The sequence below is a fragment of the Acinetobacter sp. LF10 genome, assembly GCF_048585715.1.
Taxonomy (GTDB): domain Bacteria; phylum Pseudomonadota; class Gammaproteobacteria; order Pseudomonadales; family Moraxellaceae; genus Acinetobacter.
The window spans coordinates 2,791,809-2,808,715 of sequence record NZ_CP184160.1; the positions used below are offsets into that span (position 1 = coordinate 2,791,809).

Genomic DNA, 16,907 nt, shown 5'->3' on the forward strand with positions numbered 1-16,907 from the left:
AGTTAAGCTTTATCTTCTGCTACTTTTACTTTAATGCCAGAACTTTTGACTTTTAAAGTATTTAGTCCTTTAACTGCCTTAATTGCTTCACGTGGATTTGGCATTTCAACAAAACCAAAACCTTTCGATTTACCCGTTGCTTCGTCTTTGACCACGACACAAGACTCAACTTTTCCATATGCTTTGAATAAGTCGAGAATTTCCGCATCAGTCACATTACGGTCTAAATTACGAACTAAAATTTTCATGCTAAAACCTAAAAGATGATTCATTGTAGAATCAATGAATCAAAAGAAATTGAATCTGCCTAGTTTAATCGAAATCAATCCCAAAACCTAAATTGATTGCAGCCGTGCGAGAACGATTGCTTTGGCCATAGCCACGTGGAATATCTCGATGAATCTGAACATCGACTAAATGTTGAGGTAAATCATTGAGGAAGTAACTTTCTATTTTTCTTCCTAGCTCATCATATTGATCTTGTGACCATAAATTTAAATTCTGTTTGGTCAAAATCAATTCATCTTCTGCACGTGTTAAGGCCACATACAGCACACGACGCTCTTCTTCAACATCATCAAAATCGCCTTGTGCACGTGCATGAGGATATTGATTTGGAGAAACATGTGGCACATAACAGACTTTTTGTTCAGCACCCTTGGCTGAATGGATGGTAATCAGCGTCACTAAATCTTGGTCAGGCGTTTTATCAATTTCTGAGATAGAAATTGGATCAAGTACGTATTCCTCTAAGAACTCCCCAAGAGCACTGTGTTTACGTGCCAATTGCTTGACCAAATCAAAGTCTTTAACACGGCGTGACCAATCTTTAGTTTTATAGTTATTTTCCAGCTGTTCATTTAGCGCATCCAGTGCAAGGCCTATACAAGCTTCAACATGCTGCTGCAATACATCGAGCTGCATCAAAATTAAAATCGCCTGTTGTGGTACTTTGCCATGTCGCTCTAAACGTTGGCAACGGGCTTCGATATCAGGCAGTTGAATCAGTTCTTGCGCCAATTTACTCGCACCCACATCACCCACGCCATCCCAAAGCGTCAGGAAGCGCATCCACGCTAAATCATCCTGAGGGTTAACACTCACCCGCAGTAAGCTCAATACATCTTTAACATGCGCAGATTCCAGCAGTTTTACCCCACCAACAAAACGATAAGGGATATTGGCTGCAATCAAAGCACCTTCCAAATAACGCCCACTAAAACCTGAGCGCAGCAACACCATATGTTCTGCCCAAGCCGCACCTTGCATATGACGACGATTCAAGTCCTGAATAATCCAATTGGCTTCTTCAAACTCATTGCTCAAGATATGCAGTTGTGGCTTTAACCCTTTGCCCCGATAAGCCTGTAGATGCTTGTCATATTCAATTTGGCTCTGCTCCAGCAGCCAATTGGATAAATCTAAAATACCTTGGGTCGAACGATAATTCATTTCCAAAGTCAGCACGTCTGCATCGGGTACACGTTTTTTAAAATGATGAATATTTTCAAAATCTGCGCCACGAAAGCCATAAATGGATTGTGCATCATCCCCTACGCAAAATAGTTTCACCTTGCCAACTAAAGGCTGAAGCAAAGCCCATTGCAGTGGATTGGTATCCTGCATTTCATCAACCAATAAGGCAGAACAAAAACCAGTGACCCACTTCACTAACTCTGGTGAACTTTGCAAATGCACGGCAACAATAGATAGGATGTCATCATAATCTAGAAAATTACGTTCTTGCTTGCGTTGCTCATAGGCTTTCATCAATTCAGCAATTTGAGCTTTATACTCAAGCGCTTGGGGTAACTGCTCAACCAATGCATCTGACAATTTGGTTTTGGTATTACGCGCATAGGAATAGAGATCACACAATTCTGCAGCCTTCGGCAACACATTGCCCTTGTCTTTACCCCGTAACAGACGGAACATCAGCAACTGATCATCTCGATCAATAATACTGAATTGGCTCAGCCCAAAAGCACGTGGATTACGGCGCAATAGATACATACAAAAAGTATGAAAGGTTGATGCACGTAAACCTTTGGCCTGTGCGCCCATATGTTGTTCAACACGCGTGACGATTTCACTTGCTGAACGTCGGGTAAAAGTTAGAATCTGAATTTGTTGTGCTGGCAAACCTTGATCAATTAAATATGCTGCTCTTGCCACGATGGTTTTGGTTTTACCACAACCTGCTCCAGCCAAGACCAAACAATTTTGTGCCGTGGTTGTGGCTGCTTGTTTTTGTTGTGGATTCAGTTCATCAATTAGCTTGGCAAGCGTCATACAATCGGTCAATTAAAAACGAAATGCTATTCTAGCAGACTCAAGCGATTGAAATGTTTTCTGCTACAAAAACAAAAAAGAGCATGTGTATTACATGCTCTTAGTTTTAACTTGATCGCTTAAACTGTGGTTGAGCTATGTGGTAACTGTTTAATTGCACCAGCAAAAGTTAAATAATTAATCCCTTGGAATAAAATATCAATTGCAAGGAATATCCCCAACACCCAAAACGGTGAATCAGGTGATGATAAAATCAGAACCCCAGTTAATAAAGTCAAGATGCCTGAAAACAGTACCCAACCCCAACCAGAAATCGGTCTAAGAATAAATGCATTTGCAGTTCGGATCACCCCTGCAATAATAAGCGCAATCGCTAAGAAGCTGGTTAAGACCACCGCAGTAATCACAGGTGTGGTAAAAGCAAAGTAACCAGCGGCTAGATATAGCACACTAAACAAAGCCCACAACCAACGTGTGCCCCCTTTAAATACCATAAATGCGGCAATAAAATGTAAAATGCCACCAAGCATCATTAAGACACCAAATAAAAGTACAGCAGATAAAGTTGCGAATGGTAAAGCTGCTAAAAGAATTAAACCGAAAACAACCAATAACACACCCAATAACAGATACCATTTACGGTCAGCGTGGAGCTGATTACGAATCAAATCATTACCCACGGTTTTCATCATTATTTACTCTTTTATCATCAATGTTCTATTTATATTTTGAGCGTCTTTGAAATGTTTTTCTGTATAAGGCATGTTGATAATTAATGATGGAATGTCAGAAAAACATGTGTTTTATTTCATTATTTTTCTTTTAGTAAGTTATGCGATCCCATGTGGGTAAAGTTAAACTTATCCACAATTTATTTGATCCAGCCGATTTCTTTTGCAGTCAGCACACTGATCACGGTTTGTTCTAAATCATTTGGCATTTTACTTTTATGTTCTGATAAAGCAATTCTACCGCCCATAATTTCAGCTTCAGTCTGTGGATAGAGCGGCTGTTTATCTGCCTGTGCATAGCCAATCGGAAAAATAGGTTCACCATTGGCTACGTTATATTTATCGGTCGCGCCAAAACCGTGCAATAACTCATGCACCAACACTACATTATTTTGCTGTGTCTGTTTAGCTGAGGCAAACAGATTGACTGAACCAATTCGTCCACGTTCCAGCGCAGTTGAGTGCTTGAGTTCCCGACTCTGCTTCGGATCATAGTAATTTAGATACAGGGTTAAACTTGGTGATCCATCAACCGACTCATGCTGTTTCCATGCATAAAATCGGAACGTGAGACTCCATAGAATATTATCCAGAATATTCGCCTGCTCAGACATTTTCGGCGGGGTTTGTTTTAATTCGCGTCCAATCTGGATCATAAAATCACTACTTTGCCCTCGATATTGCTGGCTATTTTTTTCTAAATATTGCTTGACCTCGGAAAAGTTATCTTGCTGTAATTGTTGAATATACTGCTGTGTTGTAGCTAAACCATCGGCATTAATCGGATGCAACAATACATTAATCGGCTGATTCCAATCCTGATTTTGATCACGATAAGTATTGATCGCAACAATTAACAACACCAGCAATAAGCATGCAACTCGGATATTTTTCCACATGAACTTCTTCCCCAACCCAAAGTCATTATTATTTTTCTTTACTCAATAAAAAATGCCAGCAATTGCCAGCATTTTCTTAACACTTAAATCACTAAGCTTCTACCCATTTCCCATCTTGGAACACTAGACTCCACTTGGTTTGCTTGCCTTCAGCGGTTTCAGAACCTACATACTGTGCTTGGTTCTTACGGCTGAATTTCACTACCGTTGGATTACCTTCTGGATCGACATCTGGTGCTTCTAACAAGAACTGATATTTCGGATCAAGCTGCTCAGCAACACTACGTAATTCAGCCACTTTCGGTGCACGTGTTTCACGAATTTTCGGAAATTTGCTGGCTGCTAAGAACAGACCTGCCGCACCATCACGTAACACGAAGAAATCATCATGCTTGGCTGAACGTAAGTGTTCCATTTTGATTGGATCAACACGCGGCGGTGCTGGTTGACCGCTCTTTAATACTTTACGGGTATTGTCACAGCTTGAACAAGCGAAGTACGGACCAAAACGACCTGTCTTTAACTGCATATCACCATCACATTTATCACATGGAATGGTCGGACCATCATAGCCCTTGATCTTGAACTCACCTTCTTCAACTTCGTAGCCATCGCAATCTGGGTTATTACCACAGACATGCAATTTACGACCACCATCGACCACATAGCTGTCCATTGCGGTACCGCACTTAGGACAACGATGTTTCGACATCAAATCAGCAGTTTCAGCCCCATCATCATCAGACAAGGCTGCCAAAGACTCCACTGGCGTTAAGTTAAGTGTGCCTTTACAACGCTCTTTCGGTGGCAGGTTATAACCCGAGCAACCCAAGAATACCCCTGTCGTCCCCGTACGCACTTGCATTGGGCGTGAACATTCAGGACAAGGCACATCAGGCACTTCGACAGGTTGATTACGGCGCATACCGCTTTCACCCTGTGCATTGGTCAAACGCTTTTTAAAGTCACCATAGAAGGTATCGAGTAACTCTTTCCAGTTCCGCTCACCCATAGCGACACGGTCTAACTGGCCTTCTAAATCAGCGGTAAAGGCATAATTCATCAGGTTATTAAAACTTTCATCCAGACGATCGGTGACAATCTCCCCCATCTTCTCAGCAAAGAGACGGCGGTTTTCCAGTTTGACATAGCCACGTTCTTGAATGGTCGAGATAATCGCAGCATAAGTCGATGGACGACCAATACCTTTTTTCTCTAATTCTTTGACCAAAGACGCTTCTGTAAAGCGTGCAGGTGGTTTGGTAAAATGCTGGCTTGGATCAAGCTTTTCTAACTTAAGCACTTCACCCACTTTCACTGCAGGCAATAAAATATCATCGTCCGATTTATTGGCACCACGCACACGGGTAAAGCCATCAAATACCAAAGTACGGCCTTTCGCCTTTAACTCAACATTTGACGCTTCAACAGTCAAGGTTGATGATAAGTATTCTGCTGGCGTCATTTGACAAGCCACAAACTGACGCCAAATCAAATCATATAAACGCTGCGCATCACGCTCAACCCCAGCCAGCTTATCCCCCGTCAAAGCAACATCAGATGGACGAATCGCTTCGTGGGCTTCTTGTGCCCCCGCTTTATTGCCATAACGGTTTGGTTTGGCTGGTAAATATTTATCACCAAAGTTTTGCTGAATATGATTACGCACCATATTCACTGCGTCATCGCTCAAGAAGGTTGAGTCGGTACGCATATAGGTAATAAAACCACCCTCATACAAACGCTGCGCCAACATCATGGTTTTCTTTACAGAGAAACCTAAACGTGTACTCGCTGCTTGTTGTAAGGTTGAGGTGATATACGGTGCACTTGGATTAACTTTGGTTGGCTTATCTTCGCGTAACGCAACTTTATATTCAGCATCTTTTAATACGCTCAATAGCGCATCAGTTTCTGCTTTATTTTTCAGTTTAAGGGTTTTGCCTGCTTGCTTAACCGCTTCGAGACGAATGTCATCTTTCTTGGAAATGGTATCCGCAAACACTTGCCAGTATTCTTCTGGAATAAAGGCACGAATTTCACGCTCACGCTCAACCACCAGTTTCACTGCAACCGATTGCACACGACCAGCCGATAAACCACGGGCAATCTTTTCCCACAGTAATGGCGACACCATAAAGCCCACCACACGGTCAAGGAAACGACGTGCTTGTTGTGCATTAACACGGTTTAAATCGAGGCGTGTCGGCTGTTTAAAGGCTTCCTGAATGGCATTCTTGGTAATTTCGTTAAACACCACACGGTGATAACGACTGTCATCGCCACCAATCACTTCTCTTAAATGCCAAGCAATGGCTTCCCCTTCTCTATCCAAATCCGTTGCGAGATAGATAGCGTCAGCATCTTTGGCGAGTTTTTTAAGTTCGGCAACCACATGTTCTTTGCCTGGAAGCACTTCATAATGGGCAATCCAATCATGTTCTGGATCGACACCCATACGATTAATCAGTGCAGACTGAGCTTTTTCAGCTTTCTGTTGATCTGTGAGTTTGGCACGGGTTACCGGCTTCTTTTCTGTAGATTTCGCCCCGCCTCCTGTCGGTAAGTCACGCACATGACCCACCGATGACTTCACCACATATTGTGAACCCAAATATTTATTAATTGTTTTCGCTTTTGCAGGCGACTCCACAATCACTAAGGCACGTTTCTTTGCAGCAGATGCGGGAGCTGCTGTGCTTTCTGAAGCAGAGCGTGGAGTATTCGCCATAATAAATCGTTTTTCCTATAATTAATCAAATAATTAGCGCTGAGCTAATTCATGTAAATATGCTTTCATTGCTTCAAGCTGAGTGGCTCTTAAATCAGTTTCTTCATCCCAATATAGCCCGACACAGTTCGCCTGCATATCAATAGCATAAACTCCTGTTAATGCAATGGGTGAATCATTAAATTTCTGATCCCCTTGAACAACTTGAAGTTTGCCATCCACGACTCTTGCACGCATTAAAGCTAAACGACCTTCTGGAATCAGTACACTATAATAAGCCACCATACTGGCACGCTTTTCAGAAGCCATTGGAATTTTTGTCCAGTCAGGTGCGACGATTAAACGTGGATGTAATCCCATTTTCCGAGCCTGATCACGCATCATACCTAACGCTTTTTCTCGAGGACTCACACGCAGACCAAAAATTGAGCCTAATACAAATAATACAATCGCAACTGTAATCCAAATTCCAACATTACTCATAAACTAGCCCAAAACTTTCTTTTATTAGCGTTACATAACTTGAATCAAAAACGCAAGTTTTCCTTGCTATTCTATTCAGAATAAGAAGTTAAACCTGACGATATAATCGTAATTTCACGTTGTTATTCTGAAATTTAAAAATATTTTTCCCTAAGAGCATGACTAAGTTTTAACTCAGATCCTTATTAGACCTCTTGCAAAAGTCAAAAAATAATCAGATGTAAGTATTGATTTTATTAAGTTTGATCAATTCTAAAATCATTGAAAATAGCACTTACGCAAGAGGTCTAATCAATAATGCGGTGGTTTATTACTCATTGGATCAAAAGGCGCAATCCCTTCCGATAAATCTGATGATTCAACTCGACGATATAAGAGTTGCATTTGTTTTTTTAAAATTGCAATTTCTTGAGTCTGAATCGCAAGCTGTTCATTCAATTGTTCAACTAAATCGTCTAAAAATGCAATTCGGACTTGCAAATCTTCAATGGGTGCGGACAATGACGCGTGATCATCACAATTTTGTTGTTTAGTCATTTCAGACCTCATCTGAGCTTTTAGGAAACATTATGGCCTATATTACTTTAAGGGATGTCCACCTCGCATTTGGTGGGCCTGCCCTACTCGATGGCGCACACTTTAACCTAGAACGTGGCGAACGAGTCTGTTTAATCGGTCGTAATGGTGAAGGTAAGTCTACTTTACTTAAACTGATTGAGGGAAGCTTATTGCCTGATACAGGTGAAGTTTCAATTCAAAATGGTTTAACTGTTTCAATGTTAGCCCAAGATGTACCAATGGACTCAGGTAAAGTGGCTGATATCGTGGCAGATGGCGCAGGTGAAGCGGCGGCTGTACTTAAAGCGTATCACGAGGCAAGTGATGCTTGTGTGTTGGGTGATATGGAAGCCTGTGATCATATGGGAATGTTACAACACAAGCTTGATCAGCTTGATGGTTGGGCATTAGAAAATAAAGTAAATTCGATTCTCAGTAAAATGGGACTTGATCCAAATGCCGATCTTGCAGATTTATCGGGTGGTCGTAAACGTCGCGTATTATTGGCGCGTGCCTTACTGACTCAACCAGATGTACTATTACTCGATGAGCCGACTAACCATTTAGATGTTGAAAGTATTGAATGGCTAGAGAAATTCCTGCTTGATCAAAATAATCTAACCTTATTATTTATCTCACATGACCGTTCATTTGTAGACAGCATTGCAACCCGTATTGTTGAACTAGATCGTGGTATTTTACGTAGCTATGAAGGTAACTATTCACGCTATTTAGATCTTAAAGCACAGCAAATGGAAGCAGAAGAAAAACAAAATGCTTTATTTGATAAAAAATTAGCTGAAGAAGAAGCATGGATTCGTCAAGGCATCAAGGCTCGTCGTACACGTAATGAAGGTCGTGTTCGTGCACTAAAAGATTTACGTGAGCAATCTAAAGCTCGTCGCTCGCAACAAGGCAAAGTCAGCATGGCGACCCAAGATGCCAATCGTTCAGGTAAATTGGTATTTGAAATTGAACATTTAAGTGTCACCTTTGGTGATAATGCGCCGATTATCAAAGATTTCTCAGCACTGGTTCTTCGTGGAGATCGTATCGGTTTAGTGGGCGATAATGGTGTCGGTAAAACCACACTGATTAAAGCTATTTTGGGTGAAATCGAACACGCAGGTTCAGTTAAAACAGGTACTCAATTAGAAGTTGCTTATTTTGATCAACTACGTAACGCCTTAGACCTTGAAAAAACAGTGATGGCCAACGTTTCTGAAGGTTCTGATTTTGTTGATGTAAATGGTAACCGTCGTCATATCTATAGTTATTTACAAGACTTTTTATTCTCACCAGAGCGTGCACGTACACCAGTGAAAGCACTGTCGGGTGGTGAGAGAAACCGTATCTTATTGGCAAAACTGTTATTGAAACCATCGAACTTAATCGTGATGGATGAGCCTACCAATGACTTAGATATGGTGACACTTGAGTTGCTTGAAGAGATGTTATCTGAGTATAAAGGCACTTTGTTATTGATCTCACATGACCGTGCCTTTATGGATAATGTCGTGACTTCAACGTGGGTTTTTGACGGCAAAGGTAATATTGATGAATACGTTGGTGGTTATCAAGATTACTTAGAACAACGCCCAGATGACAAAGTTGTCGATCAAAAAAGTGATGTTAAGAAAGCGCAAGCCAAAGCAGAAGCGGCTGCCGCCGCGGCATCAGCGCCTAAAAAAGTCAAACTCAGTTATAAAGACCAACGTGAGTTAGAACAACTTCCTGCTGAAATGGAAAAACTTGAAAAAGAACAAGCAGAACTTTCAGCAAAGCTTGCAGATGGTTCTTGGTTTGTCTCTGACGCTAATGCTGCAACTTTGGCGAGTCAACGTTTAGCAGAAATTGAAGAATCTTTGCTTGAGAAGTTGGAACGTTGGGACATCTTAGAAAATATGTCGAAAGGCAATTAATCAGATGATGAGCATCTATCCATAAATGATAGATGCTCTATTAAAATCCAATGAGTGCTTAGATTTCAAAATCATCTTTTAATGAATGATAAATATTAAAATTTTCATCATCAAAACAAACAAAAATTACTTCTTGGACTGACTGACTTTGTTTTAACTCGTCATTAATCACTGTAAAAGCGATTTGAGCAGCACGCTGTTTAGGAAACCGATAAATTCCTGTTGAAATATTTGGAAAGGCGATTGTTTTTAAACCCAGATGATCAGCGAGTTTAAAACTATTACGATAAGCATTTTCTAATAAAATTGGTTCGTTTTTCTCACCATTTAACCATGTTGGTCCAACAGTATGAATCACATATTTTGCTGGTAGATTCCCCGCGGTGGTCATGACCGCTTCGCCAACTGCACAACCACCTTGCTTGGCACGAATCTTTTGACAATCTGCCAAAATCGCTACACCACCACGACGATGAATTGCACCATCTACACCTCCACCACCTAATAGTGAAGTATTGGCCGCATTAACAATTGCATCTACCGTGATTTGGGTAATATCTCCTTTCATTATTTTTATACTTTTCAAAATCTTCTCCTCTTTATCAGAGCTGTTTAATGGCTGATTTACGCTACAACAACTGCGGTTTTATTTAACATTTAAATTACTAAACCGACTTCATGCTACACTGCTTCAAAATTCAACGTTATTCATATTTCGAGTTTATGAGTCAAAAGCAGTCTTATATCCCTGGCGAGTTTCAATGGGAATTTTTACTCCCTAAGTATTGGAAAATCTGGATCGCCATCACTTTTCTCATGCTCTTAGCAATCTTACCTTGGGCAATTCAATGGCGCTTGGCACATGGTTTAGCCTCATTATGCTGGCACTTGCTCAAATCACGTCGAAAAACCACAATCAGAAATCTGGAAGTTTGCTTCCCTGAATGGTCTCCTGTTGAGGTTGAAGTACAAGCAAAACAAGTGTTTGTCGACATGATGTTGGGTGTATTTGAAACATTAAATGCTTGGTATTGTCCAAATTGGTTTAAAGGACGCCATAGTATTGAAGGTCTAGAGCACATCAACTCAGCCAAAGCACAAGGCAAAAGTATCTTATTGCTAGGTACACACAGTACTTTATTGGATGCAGGTGGTTATATTTGTGCTCAATATTTTGAGCCTGATGTGGTCTATCGTCCACAGAATAATCCGATGTTGGATATGCTGATTTATCGTTGTCGCGCAACCATTTATCAACAGCAAATTGATCATGATGATATGCGTGGCTTGGTTCGTCGCTTAAAAGATGGCGGTGCGATTTGGTATAGTCCAGACCAAGATTTTGGCTTAAAACAAGGTGTCATGGCGCCTTTTTTCGGTGTTCCTGCTGCCACTGTTACTGCACATCGTCGTCTATTAAAAATCTCCAAATCTGTTGCAATCCCGCTTTATTTTTATCGTTATGGTGATGTTCGTAATCCACAATACAAAGTTCTGATTGAGCCTATTGTTGAAAATATGCCCAGTGAAAATGAACTCGATGATGCAATTCGGGTGAATAGAATCATTGAGGCTCAATTGCGTATCGCACCAACTCAATGGATGTGGTTTCACCGTAGATTCAAAACCCGAGCAGAAGGTTACGAGAAAATTTATTAATAATTAGAGAAAATTAAAACCCGAGTTTCGCATCCTGCAAAACTCGGGTAAATGAGGTTGTGCTTTCACATCATTTTTTATTATCTTGCTTCCATCTCATGCATCATATCCATAATACGTTTTTCCATTTCAGCGTCGCTATCCTTAATCGGAAATCCTTTCCTGCATCCTTGTGCTGATGTATTTAGAATAAACCTTTTGATCAAACTCGACTATTCGCCGTAGACTTAAATCAATGTACGATATTGCTTACATCACGATATTTGCCATTTCATTCTATTGAGTCACTTATAAGGCTGAGCCAATTCATCAACAACTTGCTTGTGCTCTTGTTCTGCTTTTTCTATACCATCCCGAATCGCTTCTTCAGCCTCTTGCTCATCTTCAGCGCTTTGTTCTAGTTCTTCCTGCTGTTGCTCAAAAATACGACCCGTCTGTAAAACGACATATATTGGAAAATGATCAGAACCTATATGAGATAATCGTTTCATTTCCACTAAGCCAAAGTCGGTACTATGAAAGATATGGTCTAAAGACCAACGTAAAAGTCGATAGTCTGCGTGAAAAGTATTCATGAAATAGCGACCTACCCGTGGATCTAGCAAGCCACTGATTCGTTGAAATAATCGCGTGGTGCGTGACCATGCCACATCATTAAGATCTCCCATGACAATACAACTTTCATCTAAATCTTTAATTCGATCACCAACCATTAAAAGTTCAGCATCTCTTAGAGTTGAATCTTTGGCTTCAGTTGGGCTTGGTGGTTTAGGGTGCAAACAATATAACTGTACTTGGATACCTGAACGTAATGTTACCGAGGCGTGTATAGATGGAATTTCATCGCTTAAAATAAATTTAATTTCAGAATCATCTAAACGTAAACGGCTATACAAATGCATGCCATATAAATTATCCAATGGCACTGCAACACGGTAAGGATATTGTTTTTCTATAGGCTGTAATGCATCTTGCCAGTTTTGATCCGACTCTAATGTCAGTACTAGATCTGGTTGTAAATCATCAATATGTTTCAACAATAAATCATATTGATGATTAGGTGTAAGCACATTAGCAACCAACAAAGAAATTTGCTGCTCTGGATTTAATTGCCCTTGTTTCACCTGCTGAACTTGTTTACGCCATATTGGCGTGTAAGGCAAAACCATTTTTAATTGGAATGCGACCGCTGCGATAAGCCCCAAAAGTAGTACTTCTCGCGTTAAAGTCCATTCTGTTTGCATAAATAACAAACCCAATAGGGCGATTATTCCTATTGCCAATATTTGCAAACGAGGAAAATCTGCACCGCGAAACCACCATTCATCACGAGGAATCAAAGACCACAGGCTCAGCCAAATAACCAGTACCGCACAAAATTCGATCCATATCATGTTAATTGTACTCTTAGGGTTATCTTGGATTTTTTAAAGAAGTTATAGCTTTATCAATTTTTTATCTAATACAAACAAGTTATTCCACTCAATAAAATTATCGTTTTATTTACGTAAAGCTTGCAGTTGTGGTCGCTTTTGATACACTCAAACCCCTTTAAAGTTTTTTACATACCGAGGCACAATGACATGAAAGTAGGTCTGGTCGGTTGGCGTGGGATGGTTGGTTCTGTCCTCATGCAACGTATGGTTGAAGAGAATGATTTTGCTCACATTGAGCCATTCTATTTTTCTACCAGTAATGCAGGTGGCGAAGCACCTTCATTTGGTGGTAAGACTGCACCAGCACTTATGGATGCGTCAGATATTAACAGTCTGAAGCAAATGGATGTCATTTTAACCTGTCAAGGTGGTGATTATACATCTGAAATTTTCCCTAAGCTAAAAGCTGAAGGTTGGGATGGTTACTGGATTGATGCAGCATCTACACTACGTATGGCAGATGATGCGATCATCGTACTTGATCCGGTCAATTTAAACGTGATTAAAGATGGTTTAGTCAACGGCACTAAAACTTTCGTTGGCGGTAACTGTACCGTTTCTTTAATGTTGATGGGTTTAGGTTCTCTGTTCCAAAATAATTTAGTGGAATGGGCAACTTCGATGACTTATCAAGCAGCTTCTGGTGCGGGCGCGCAAAACATGCGTGAATTGATCACTGGTATGGGTTATTTATATAACAATACTAAAACGTTATTGGATGATCCAAAATCTGCAATTCTTGATATTGACCGTCAAATTGCCGAGTTGCAACGTGGTGAAGGTTTTCCAAAATCTAACTTTGGTGTGCCATTAGCGGGTTCATTGATCCCATATATCGATAAACAGCTTGAAAGTGGTCAATCAAAAGAGGAATGGAAAGGTCAGGTTGAAACCAACAAGATCTTAGGCAATCAACAGATTGTTCCTATTGATGGTCATTGTGTTCGTATTGGTGCAATGCGTTGTCACTCTCAAGCCATTACTTTGAAGTTGAAAAAAGATGTTGCGCTTGATGAAATCGAAGACATGATTCGTCAATCAAGCCAATGGGCGAAAGTGGTTCCAAATACCCGTGAAGCCTCTATGACTGACCTTACTCCTGTTGCTGTAACTGGTACTTTAACTGTTCCAGTTGGTCGTTTACGTAAGCTCAATATGGGTAAAGAGTATTTAGGCGCATTCACTGTGGGTGACCAATTACTTTGGGGTGCTGCTGAACCTTTACGTCGTATGCTTCGTATTTTGGTTGAATACAAGAACGCTTAAGCAAAAACATTTAAAAAACAAAAGCCGATCACATTTGATCGGCTTTTGTTTTTTATCAAACATGAATATTTTACAATTCATTTACATCACGGTAATGTATACTTTTGAATTGACTAAAACATCACTTTTTCATGGATCGAGATGACTGTTTATAACAAATTAAAAGTTGCCATTTTAGCCATCATTTCTTCGCAACACCTTTATGCGATTACACTCGATCCATTGCAAATCCAATCTGCACCTGGTGAATTACTCTACGCAGAAATGAGTTTTCATCAAGCCGATCCTACCGCAAAATTAGATGTAGGTTTAGCAACACCTGAAGATCTTTTAATGATGGGTGCTGCTCATCAGCCTCCGAGTGGCCTAAATTTTTATACACGCCGTAATTCACAAGGTGAAGGGGTGATTGTGATTACCTCTACACGTCCAATGACAGACAGTGAACTTAATATTATTCTTAAAATACAAGAAAGTGGTGCAGCACATTTAAAGCATATTAAGCAGCCTATAGGACAAAGTTCAAGAGCGATATCCGCTAAAGCAGCTGCAAATGAAAAAACGCTTTCACCTAAATATATTGTCAGTGAAAAAGATATTGCACTCAATTTGCCCGAAAGCACTCGCTTCAGTTCACCAATTGCAACAAATGCAAAAGAGCTTAATTTAAAGCAAGAAAATTTATTAAATGTCTCCTCAGCTTTACCACCAATATTAAATAGCTCACAATCAAAGCAAAGCTCTCCAGTAGCAATATCTGTTGTTACAACGCCGATACCAAGCCAAAATCAGGACACTGCAACTGCAAAAATTAACCCTAGAATCGAAACAAATAATATAAATACGACTGCACCAGTAAAAATTGAATCAAATCCAACGCCTACCATGACTAAACAGCCTATTGTTCAAGTCGCAGCTCAGCCAGTTCAAACTGCGAGCCAACCACCTACACCAATCGAAAAAGAATCAAAACCACTCGACAAAAAACCAGTTGAACCACAAGAAAAAATTAAGAAACAACAACCTACGCAAGATACACAACAAGTTAAAAAGAAAGTACCAGCCACAAATAGCAACTCCATGACTGCATCTAATAACTCAGCTCAACAGCATGTCGTGCAGCGTAACGAATCTTTATGGAGTATTGCGCAACAAATCGCATCACAAACACAACAGCCTGTTGCTAAAGTTATGAATCAGATCAAAGCACAGAATAAGCATGCTTTTATTGGTGGTAATGCAAATCGTTTAAGACAAGGGTCTCGCTTAAATTTCAATCTAAATACAACACTATCCCGTCAAAATACAGCAATAAATCAAATAGCAGCACAAGCAACACATCCTCGATCAGGTCAAGCCAAATATCGCCTACAGCAAGCTGAAATGTCACTAGTCGCTGAAAGTAACCAAGATTCAAGCAATGGAAGTGCGAAAAAAGACACATTACAGCAAAAAACCAGTGCAGATTTATCATTAAAAGTTATGACAGCACGAGAAAAAACCGTTACATTACAAAGAAACGTAACACAGTTAGAATTGGCATTACGTAACAAGGAACAACGTATTCAGCTATTAAATGCTCGGCTTGCAGAGTTACAAGATCAGTTGAAAGTGCAGCAGGAAACTAAAAAGCCAACACGCTAGGTTACGAGAAGATTCTCATAAATTTGCACCAAAGCGGCTCTATCTTTAAGGGGTATAGATCATGTCAACTATAATAATTGTACTGCTAATCGTTGCATTAGTTGTTGCAATCGTTTTAAAAAAACGCAGTGACAACCAAAATACTGCAACACCTAAAAAAGGTGCTACAGCAAAATCAGCGAAAAAAGCAGCGACAACTAAAACTTCACGTACGACATTAGCACGTGAAGAACAGGAATCTGTTCCAGCCGCCGCAACCGCGATTCCAGAGTCTTTACGCCAGAAAATTGAACAGCAAATTCAAAGTGGCAATTTTCAAGGCGCGGAAGCACAAATCAATCAGATTTTAAAACAAGATAACTCCCAACATGAGTTATATTTATTTCTCCTTGATATTCACTTAGCTCAAAAAGATGATTTTGCAATTGATCAATTGATCAAACATATTCATGCTTTGAAACTTGATGATATTGCTGAAGCTGCTGAAGCAAAGCAACGTGAATATGAAAAAAATAAACAACCTGATGCAATTGAGTTCAATTCAGGCTCAAGCCATTTCCAGCAAACCAGTACATCAGATAGTTTAGCAACAGAGCAAAACAACGCAGATTTTGACGCATTAGCGGCATCAAAAACGTCACAATCATTTGATGACTTACAATCTGGATATGTTGCACCAGCAGAAGAAGTTAAACCAGTTGAACCAGTCCCAGAAGTTCAGCCATTAGATTTTAATTTTTCCTTTGAGAAAAAGGAAACAACCGAAGCTACGCCAACAATCGAGCAACAAGAGAATAAAGAGCCTGCTCCTTTAGAATTCTCATTCAATTTAGATGCTGCACCTGCAACTCCTCCTGTAGTTGAAGAAGCAAAGCCTGAATTAGATTTCAATTTTTCAAACTTAGAAGTTACAGAACAAAAAACTGAAGCAGCACCAACGTTAGATTTTAGTTTTGAACCGACAGAAAACAAGCAAGTTGAAGTTACAGAAACAGTTACGGAATCAGTTGTTGAACTTGAACCTGTTCAAACCACGCCTCAAACTACATCTGTTGCAATCAACGACCCTCTTGTACAATCATTTCCTGATTTACAACAACTTGATGAAGCACAGCTCAATCTAGAACTTGCTGAGCAATATATTGAATTGGGCGCTTATGATTCTGCACGTGAATTATTAAAAAATAGCCCGTCATTTAATGCAGAGCAACAACAACATTCACAAAGTTTACTGAATAAAATAGCTTCCTGAATTTGATCGGTCTAATATAAGCAGTCTCTCAGAC

Annotated in this window: 14 protein-coding genes; 5 read left to right on the forward strand and 9 right to left on the reverse strand. The window is 40.1% G+C overall.

Going from position 1 to position 16,907, the window contains the following annotated elements:
• Positions 1-2: 2 nt before the first annotated feature.
• The 7 genes from ACN19N_RS13425 to ACN19N_RS13455 form a co-directional block, all read right to left on the reverse strand.
• The gene (locus ACN19N_RS13425) at positions 3-248 is read right to left on the reverse strand and encodes an RNA recognition motif domain-containing protein (RefSeq protein ID WP_420001544.1); all 246 of its coding nucleotides are present in this window, start codon (positions 246-248) and stop codon (positions 3-5) included.
• A 64-nt stretch (positions 249-312) separates the two neighbouring features.
• Positions 313-2,292: an ATP-dependent helicase gene (locus ACN19N_RS13430; RefSeq protein ID WP_420001545.1), complete on the reverse strand. Its 1,980-nt coding sequence runs from the start codon at positions 2,290-2,292 to the stop codon at positions 313-315.
• Between the two features lie 119 nt (positions 2,293-2,411).
• Positions 2,412-2,984 (reverse strand): HdeD family acid-resistance protein, encoded by a 573-nt coding sequence (locus ACN19N_RS13435; protein ID WP_420001546.1) that lies wholly within the window; start codon positions 2,982-2,984, stop codon positions 2,412-2,414.
• Positions 2,985-3,163: 179 nt separating this feature from the next.
• Positions 3,164-3,922, reverse strand: a complete 759-nt coding sequence (locus ACN19N_RS13440) for a hypothetical protein (RefSeq protein ID WP_420001547.1) — start codon at positions 3,920-3,922, stop codon at positions 3,164-3,166.
• Positions 3,923-4,013: 91 nt separating this feature from the next.
• Entirely contained in the window at positions 4,014-6,653 is a 2,640-nt protein-coding gene (gene topA / locus ACN19N_RS13445) for a type I DNA topoisomerase (RefSeq protein WP_420001548.1), read from the reverse strand.
• Between the two features lie 33 nt (positions 6,654-6,686).
• Positions 6,687-7,136, reverse strand: a complete 450-nt coding sequence (locus ACN19N_RS13450) for a hypothetical protein (protein WP_004659081.1) — start codon at positions 7,134-7,136, stop codon at positions 6,687-6,689.
• 291 nt (positions 7,137-7,427) lie between these two features.
• Positions 7,428-7,673: a SlyX family protein gene (locus ACN19N_RS13455; RefSeq protein ID WP_420001549.1), complete on the reverse strand. Its 246-nt coding sequence runs from the start codon at positions 7,671-7,673 to the stop codon at positions 7,428-7,430.
• Between the two features lie 32 nt (positions 7,674-7,705).
• Between ACN19N_RS13455 and ACN19N_RS13460 the strand changes: the two genes are divergently transcribed.
• On the forward strand, positions 7,706-9,616 hold the full coding sequence (locus ACN19N_RS13460) for an ATP-binding cassette domain-containing protein (protein WP_293741558.1): 1,911 nt from the start codon (positions 7,706-7,708) through the stop codon (positions 9,614-9,616).
• A 58-nt stretch (positions 9,617-9,674) separates the two neighbouring features.
• On the opposite strand, the gene ACN19N_RS13465 is transcribed toward ACN19N_RS13460, so the two are convergent.
• Positions 9,675-10,202 carry an O-acetyl-ADP-ribose deacetylase gene (locus tag ACN19N_RS13465; RefSeq protein WP_269228900.1) on the reverse strand — a complete coding sequence of 176 codons (528 nt, stop codon included), beginning with the start codon at positions 10,200-10,202 and terminating at the stop codon, positions 9,675-9,677.
• 137 nt (positions 10,203-10,339) lie between these two features.
• Here ACN19N_RS13465 and ACN19N_RS13470 point away from each other — a divergent pair, with 137 nt between their 5' ends.
• On the forward strand, positions 10,340-11,275 hold the full coding sequence (locus ACN19N_RS13470; protein WP_269239031.1) for a lauroyl acyltransferase: 936 nt from the start codon (positions 10,340-10,342) through the stop codon (positions 11,273-11,275).
• A 284-nt stretch (positions 11,276-11,559) separates the two neighbouring features.
• On the opposite strand, the gene ACN19N_RS13475 is transcribed toward ACN19N_RS13470, so the two are convergent.
• Positions 11,560-12,669, reverse strand: a complete 1,110-nt coding sequence (locus ACN19N_RS13475; RefSeq protein ID WP_269228902.1) for an endonuclease/exonuclease/phosphatase family protein — start codon at positions 12,667-12,669, stop codon at positions 11,560-11,562.
• Between the two features lie 189 nt (positions 12,670-12,858).
• Here ACN19N_RS13475 and asd point away from each other — a divergent pair, with 189 nt between their 5' ends.
• The 3 genes from asd to ACN19N_RS13490 all read left to right on the forward strand — a co-directional run bounded on the left by asd (position 12,859) and on the right by ACN19N_RS13490 (position 16,873).
• Positions 12,859-13,977 (forward strand): aspartate-semialdehyde dehydrogenase, encoded by a 1,119-nt coding sequence (gene asd, locus ACN19N_RS13480; RefSeq protein WP_004659097.1) that lies wholly within the window; start codon positions 12,859-12,861, stop codon positions 13,975-13,977.
• A 141-nt stretch (positions 13,978-14,118) separates the two neighbouring features.
• Positions 14,119-15,621, forward strand: a complete 1,503-nt coding sequence (locus ACN19N_RS13485) for a FimV domain-containing protein (RefSeq protein ID WP_420001550.1) — start codon at positions 14,119-14,121, stop codon at positions 15,619-15,621.
• Between the two features lie 61 nt (positions 15,622-15,682).
• Positions 15,683-16,873 carry a FimV domain-containing protein gene (locus ACN19N_RS13490; RefSeq protein WP_420001551.1) on the forward strand — a complete coding sequence of 397 codons (1,191 nt, stop codon included), beginning with the start codon at positions 15,683-15,685 and terminating at the stop codon, positions 16,871-16,873.
• The last annotated feature ends 34 nt before the right edge of the window (positions 16,874-16,907 follow it).

Coding starts and splice junctions, on each gene's coding strand:
- ACN19N_RS13475 (WP_269228902.1), bottom strand. CDS start 12,669: ATGATATGGATCGAATTTTGTGCGGTACTGGTTATTTGGCTGAGCCTG.
- ACN19N_RS13440 (WP_420001547.1), bottom strand. CDS start 3,922: ATGTGGAAAAATATCCGAGTTGCATGCTTATTGCTGGTGTTGTTAATT.
- topA (WP_420001548.1), bottom strand. CDS start 6,653: ATGGCGAATACTCCACGCTCTGCTTCAGAAAGCACAGCAGCTCCCGCA.
- asd (WP_004659097.1), top strand. CDS start 12,859: ATGAAAGTAGGTCTGGTCGGTTGGCGTGGGATGGTTGGTTCTGTCCTC.
- ACN19N_RS13490 (WP_420001551.1), top strand. CDS start 15,683: ATGTCAACTATAATAATTGTACTGCTAATCGTTGCATTAGTTGTTGCA.
- ACN19N_RS13425 (WP_420001544.1), bottom strand. CDS start 248: ATGAAAATTTTAGTTCGTAATTTAGACCGTAATGTGACTGATGCGGAA.
- ACN19N_RS13455 (WP_420001549.1), bottom strand. CDS start 7,673: ATGACTAAACAACAAAATTGTGATGATCACGCGTCATTGTCCGCACCC.
- ACN19N_RS13430 (WP_420001545.1), bottom strand. CDS start 2,292: ATGACGCTTGCCAAGCTAATTGATGAACTGAATCCACAACAAAAACAA.
- ACN19N_RS13470 (WP_269239031.1), top strand. CDS start 10,340: ATGAGTCAAAAGCAGTCTTATATCCCTGGCGAGTTTCAATGGGAATTT.
- ACN19N_RS13450 (WP_004659081.1), bottom strand. CDS start 7,136: ATGAGTAATGTTGGAATTTGGATTACAGTTGCGATTGTATTATTTGTA.
- ACN19N_RS13435 (WP_420001546.1), bottom strand. CDS start 2,984: ATGATGAAAACCGTGGGTAATGATTTGATTCGTAATCAGCTCCACGCT.
- ACN19N_RS13485 (WP_420001550.1), top strand. CDS start 14,119: ATGACTGTTTATAACAAATTAAAAGTTGCCATTTTAGCCATCATTTCT.
- ACN19N_RS13460 (WP_293741558.1), top strand. CDS start 7,706: ATGGCCTATATTACTTTAAGGGATGTCCACCTCGCATTTGGTGGGCCT.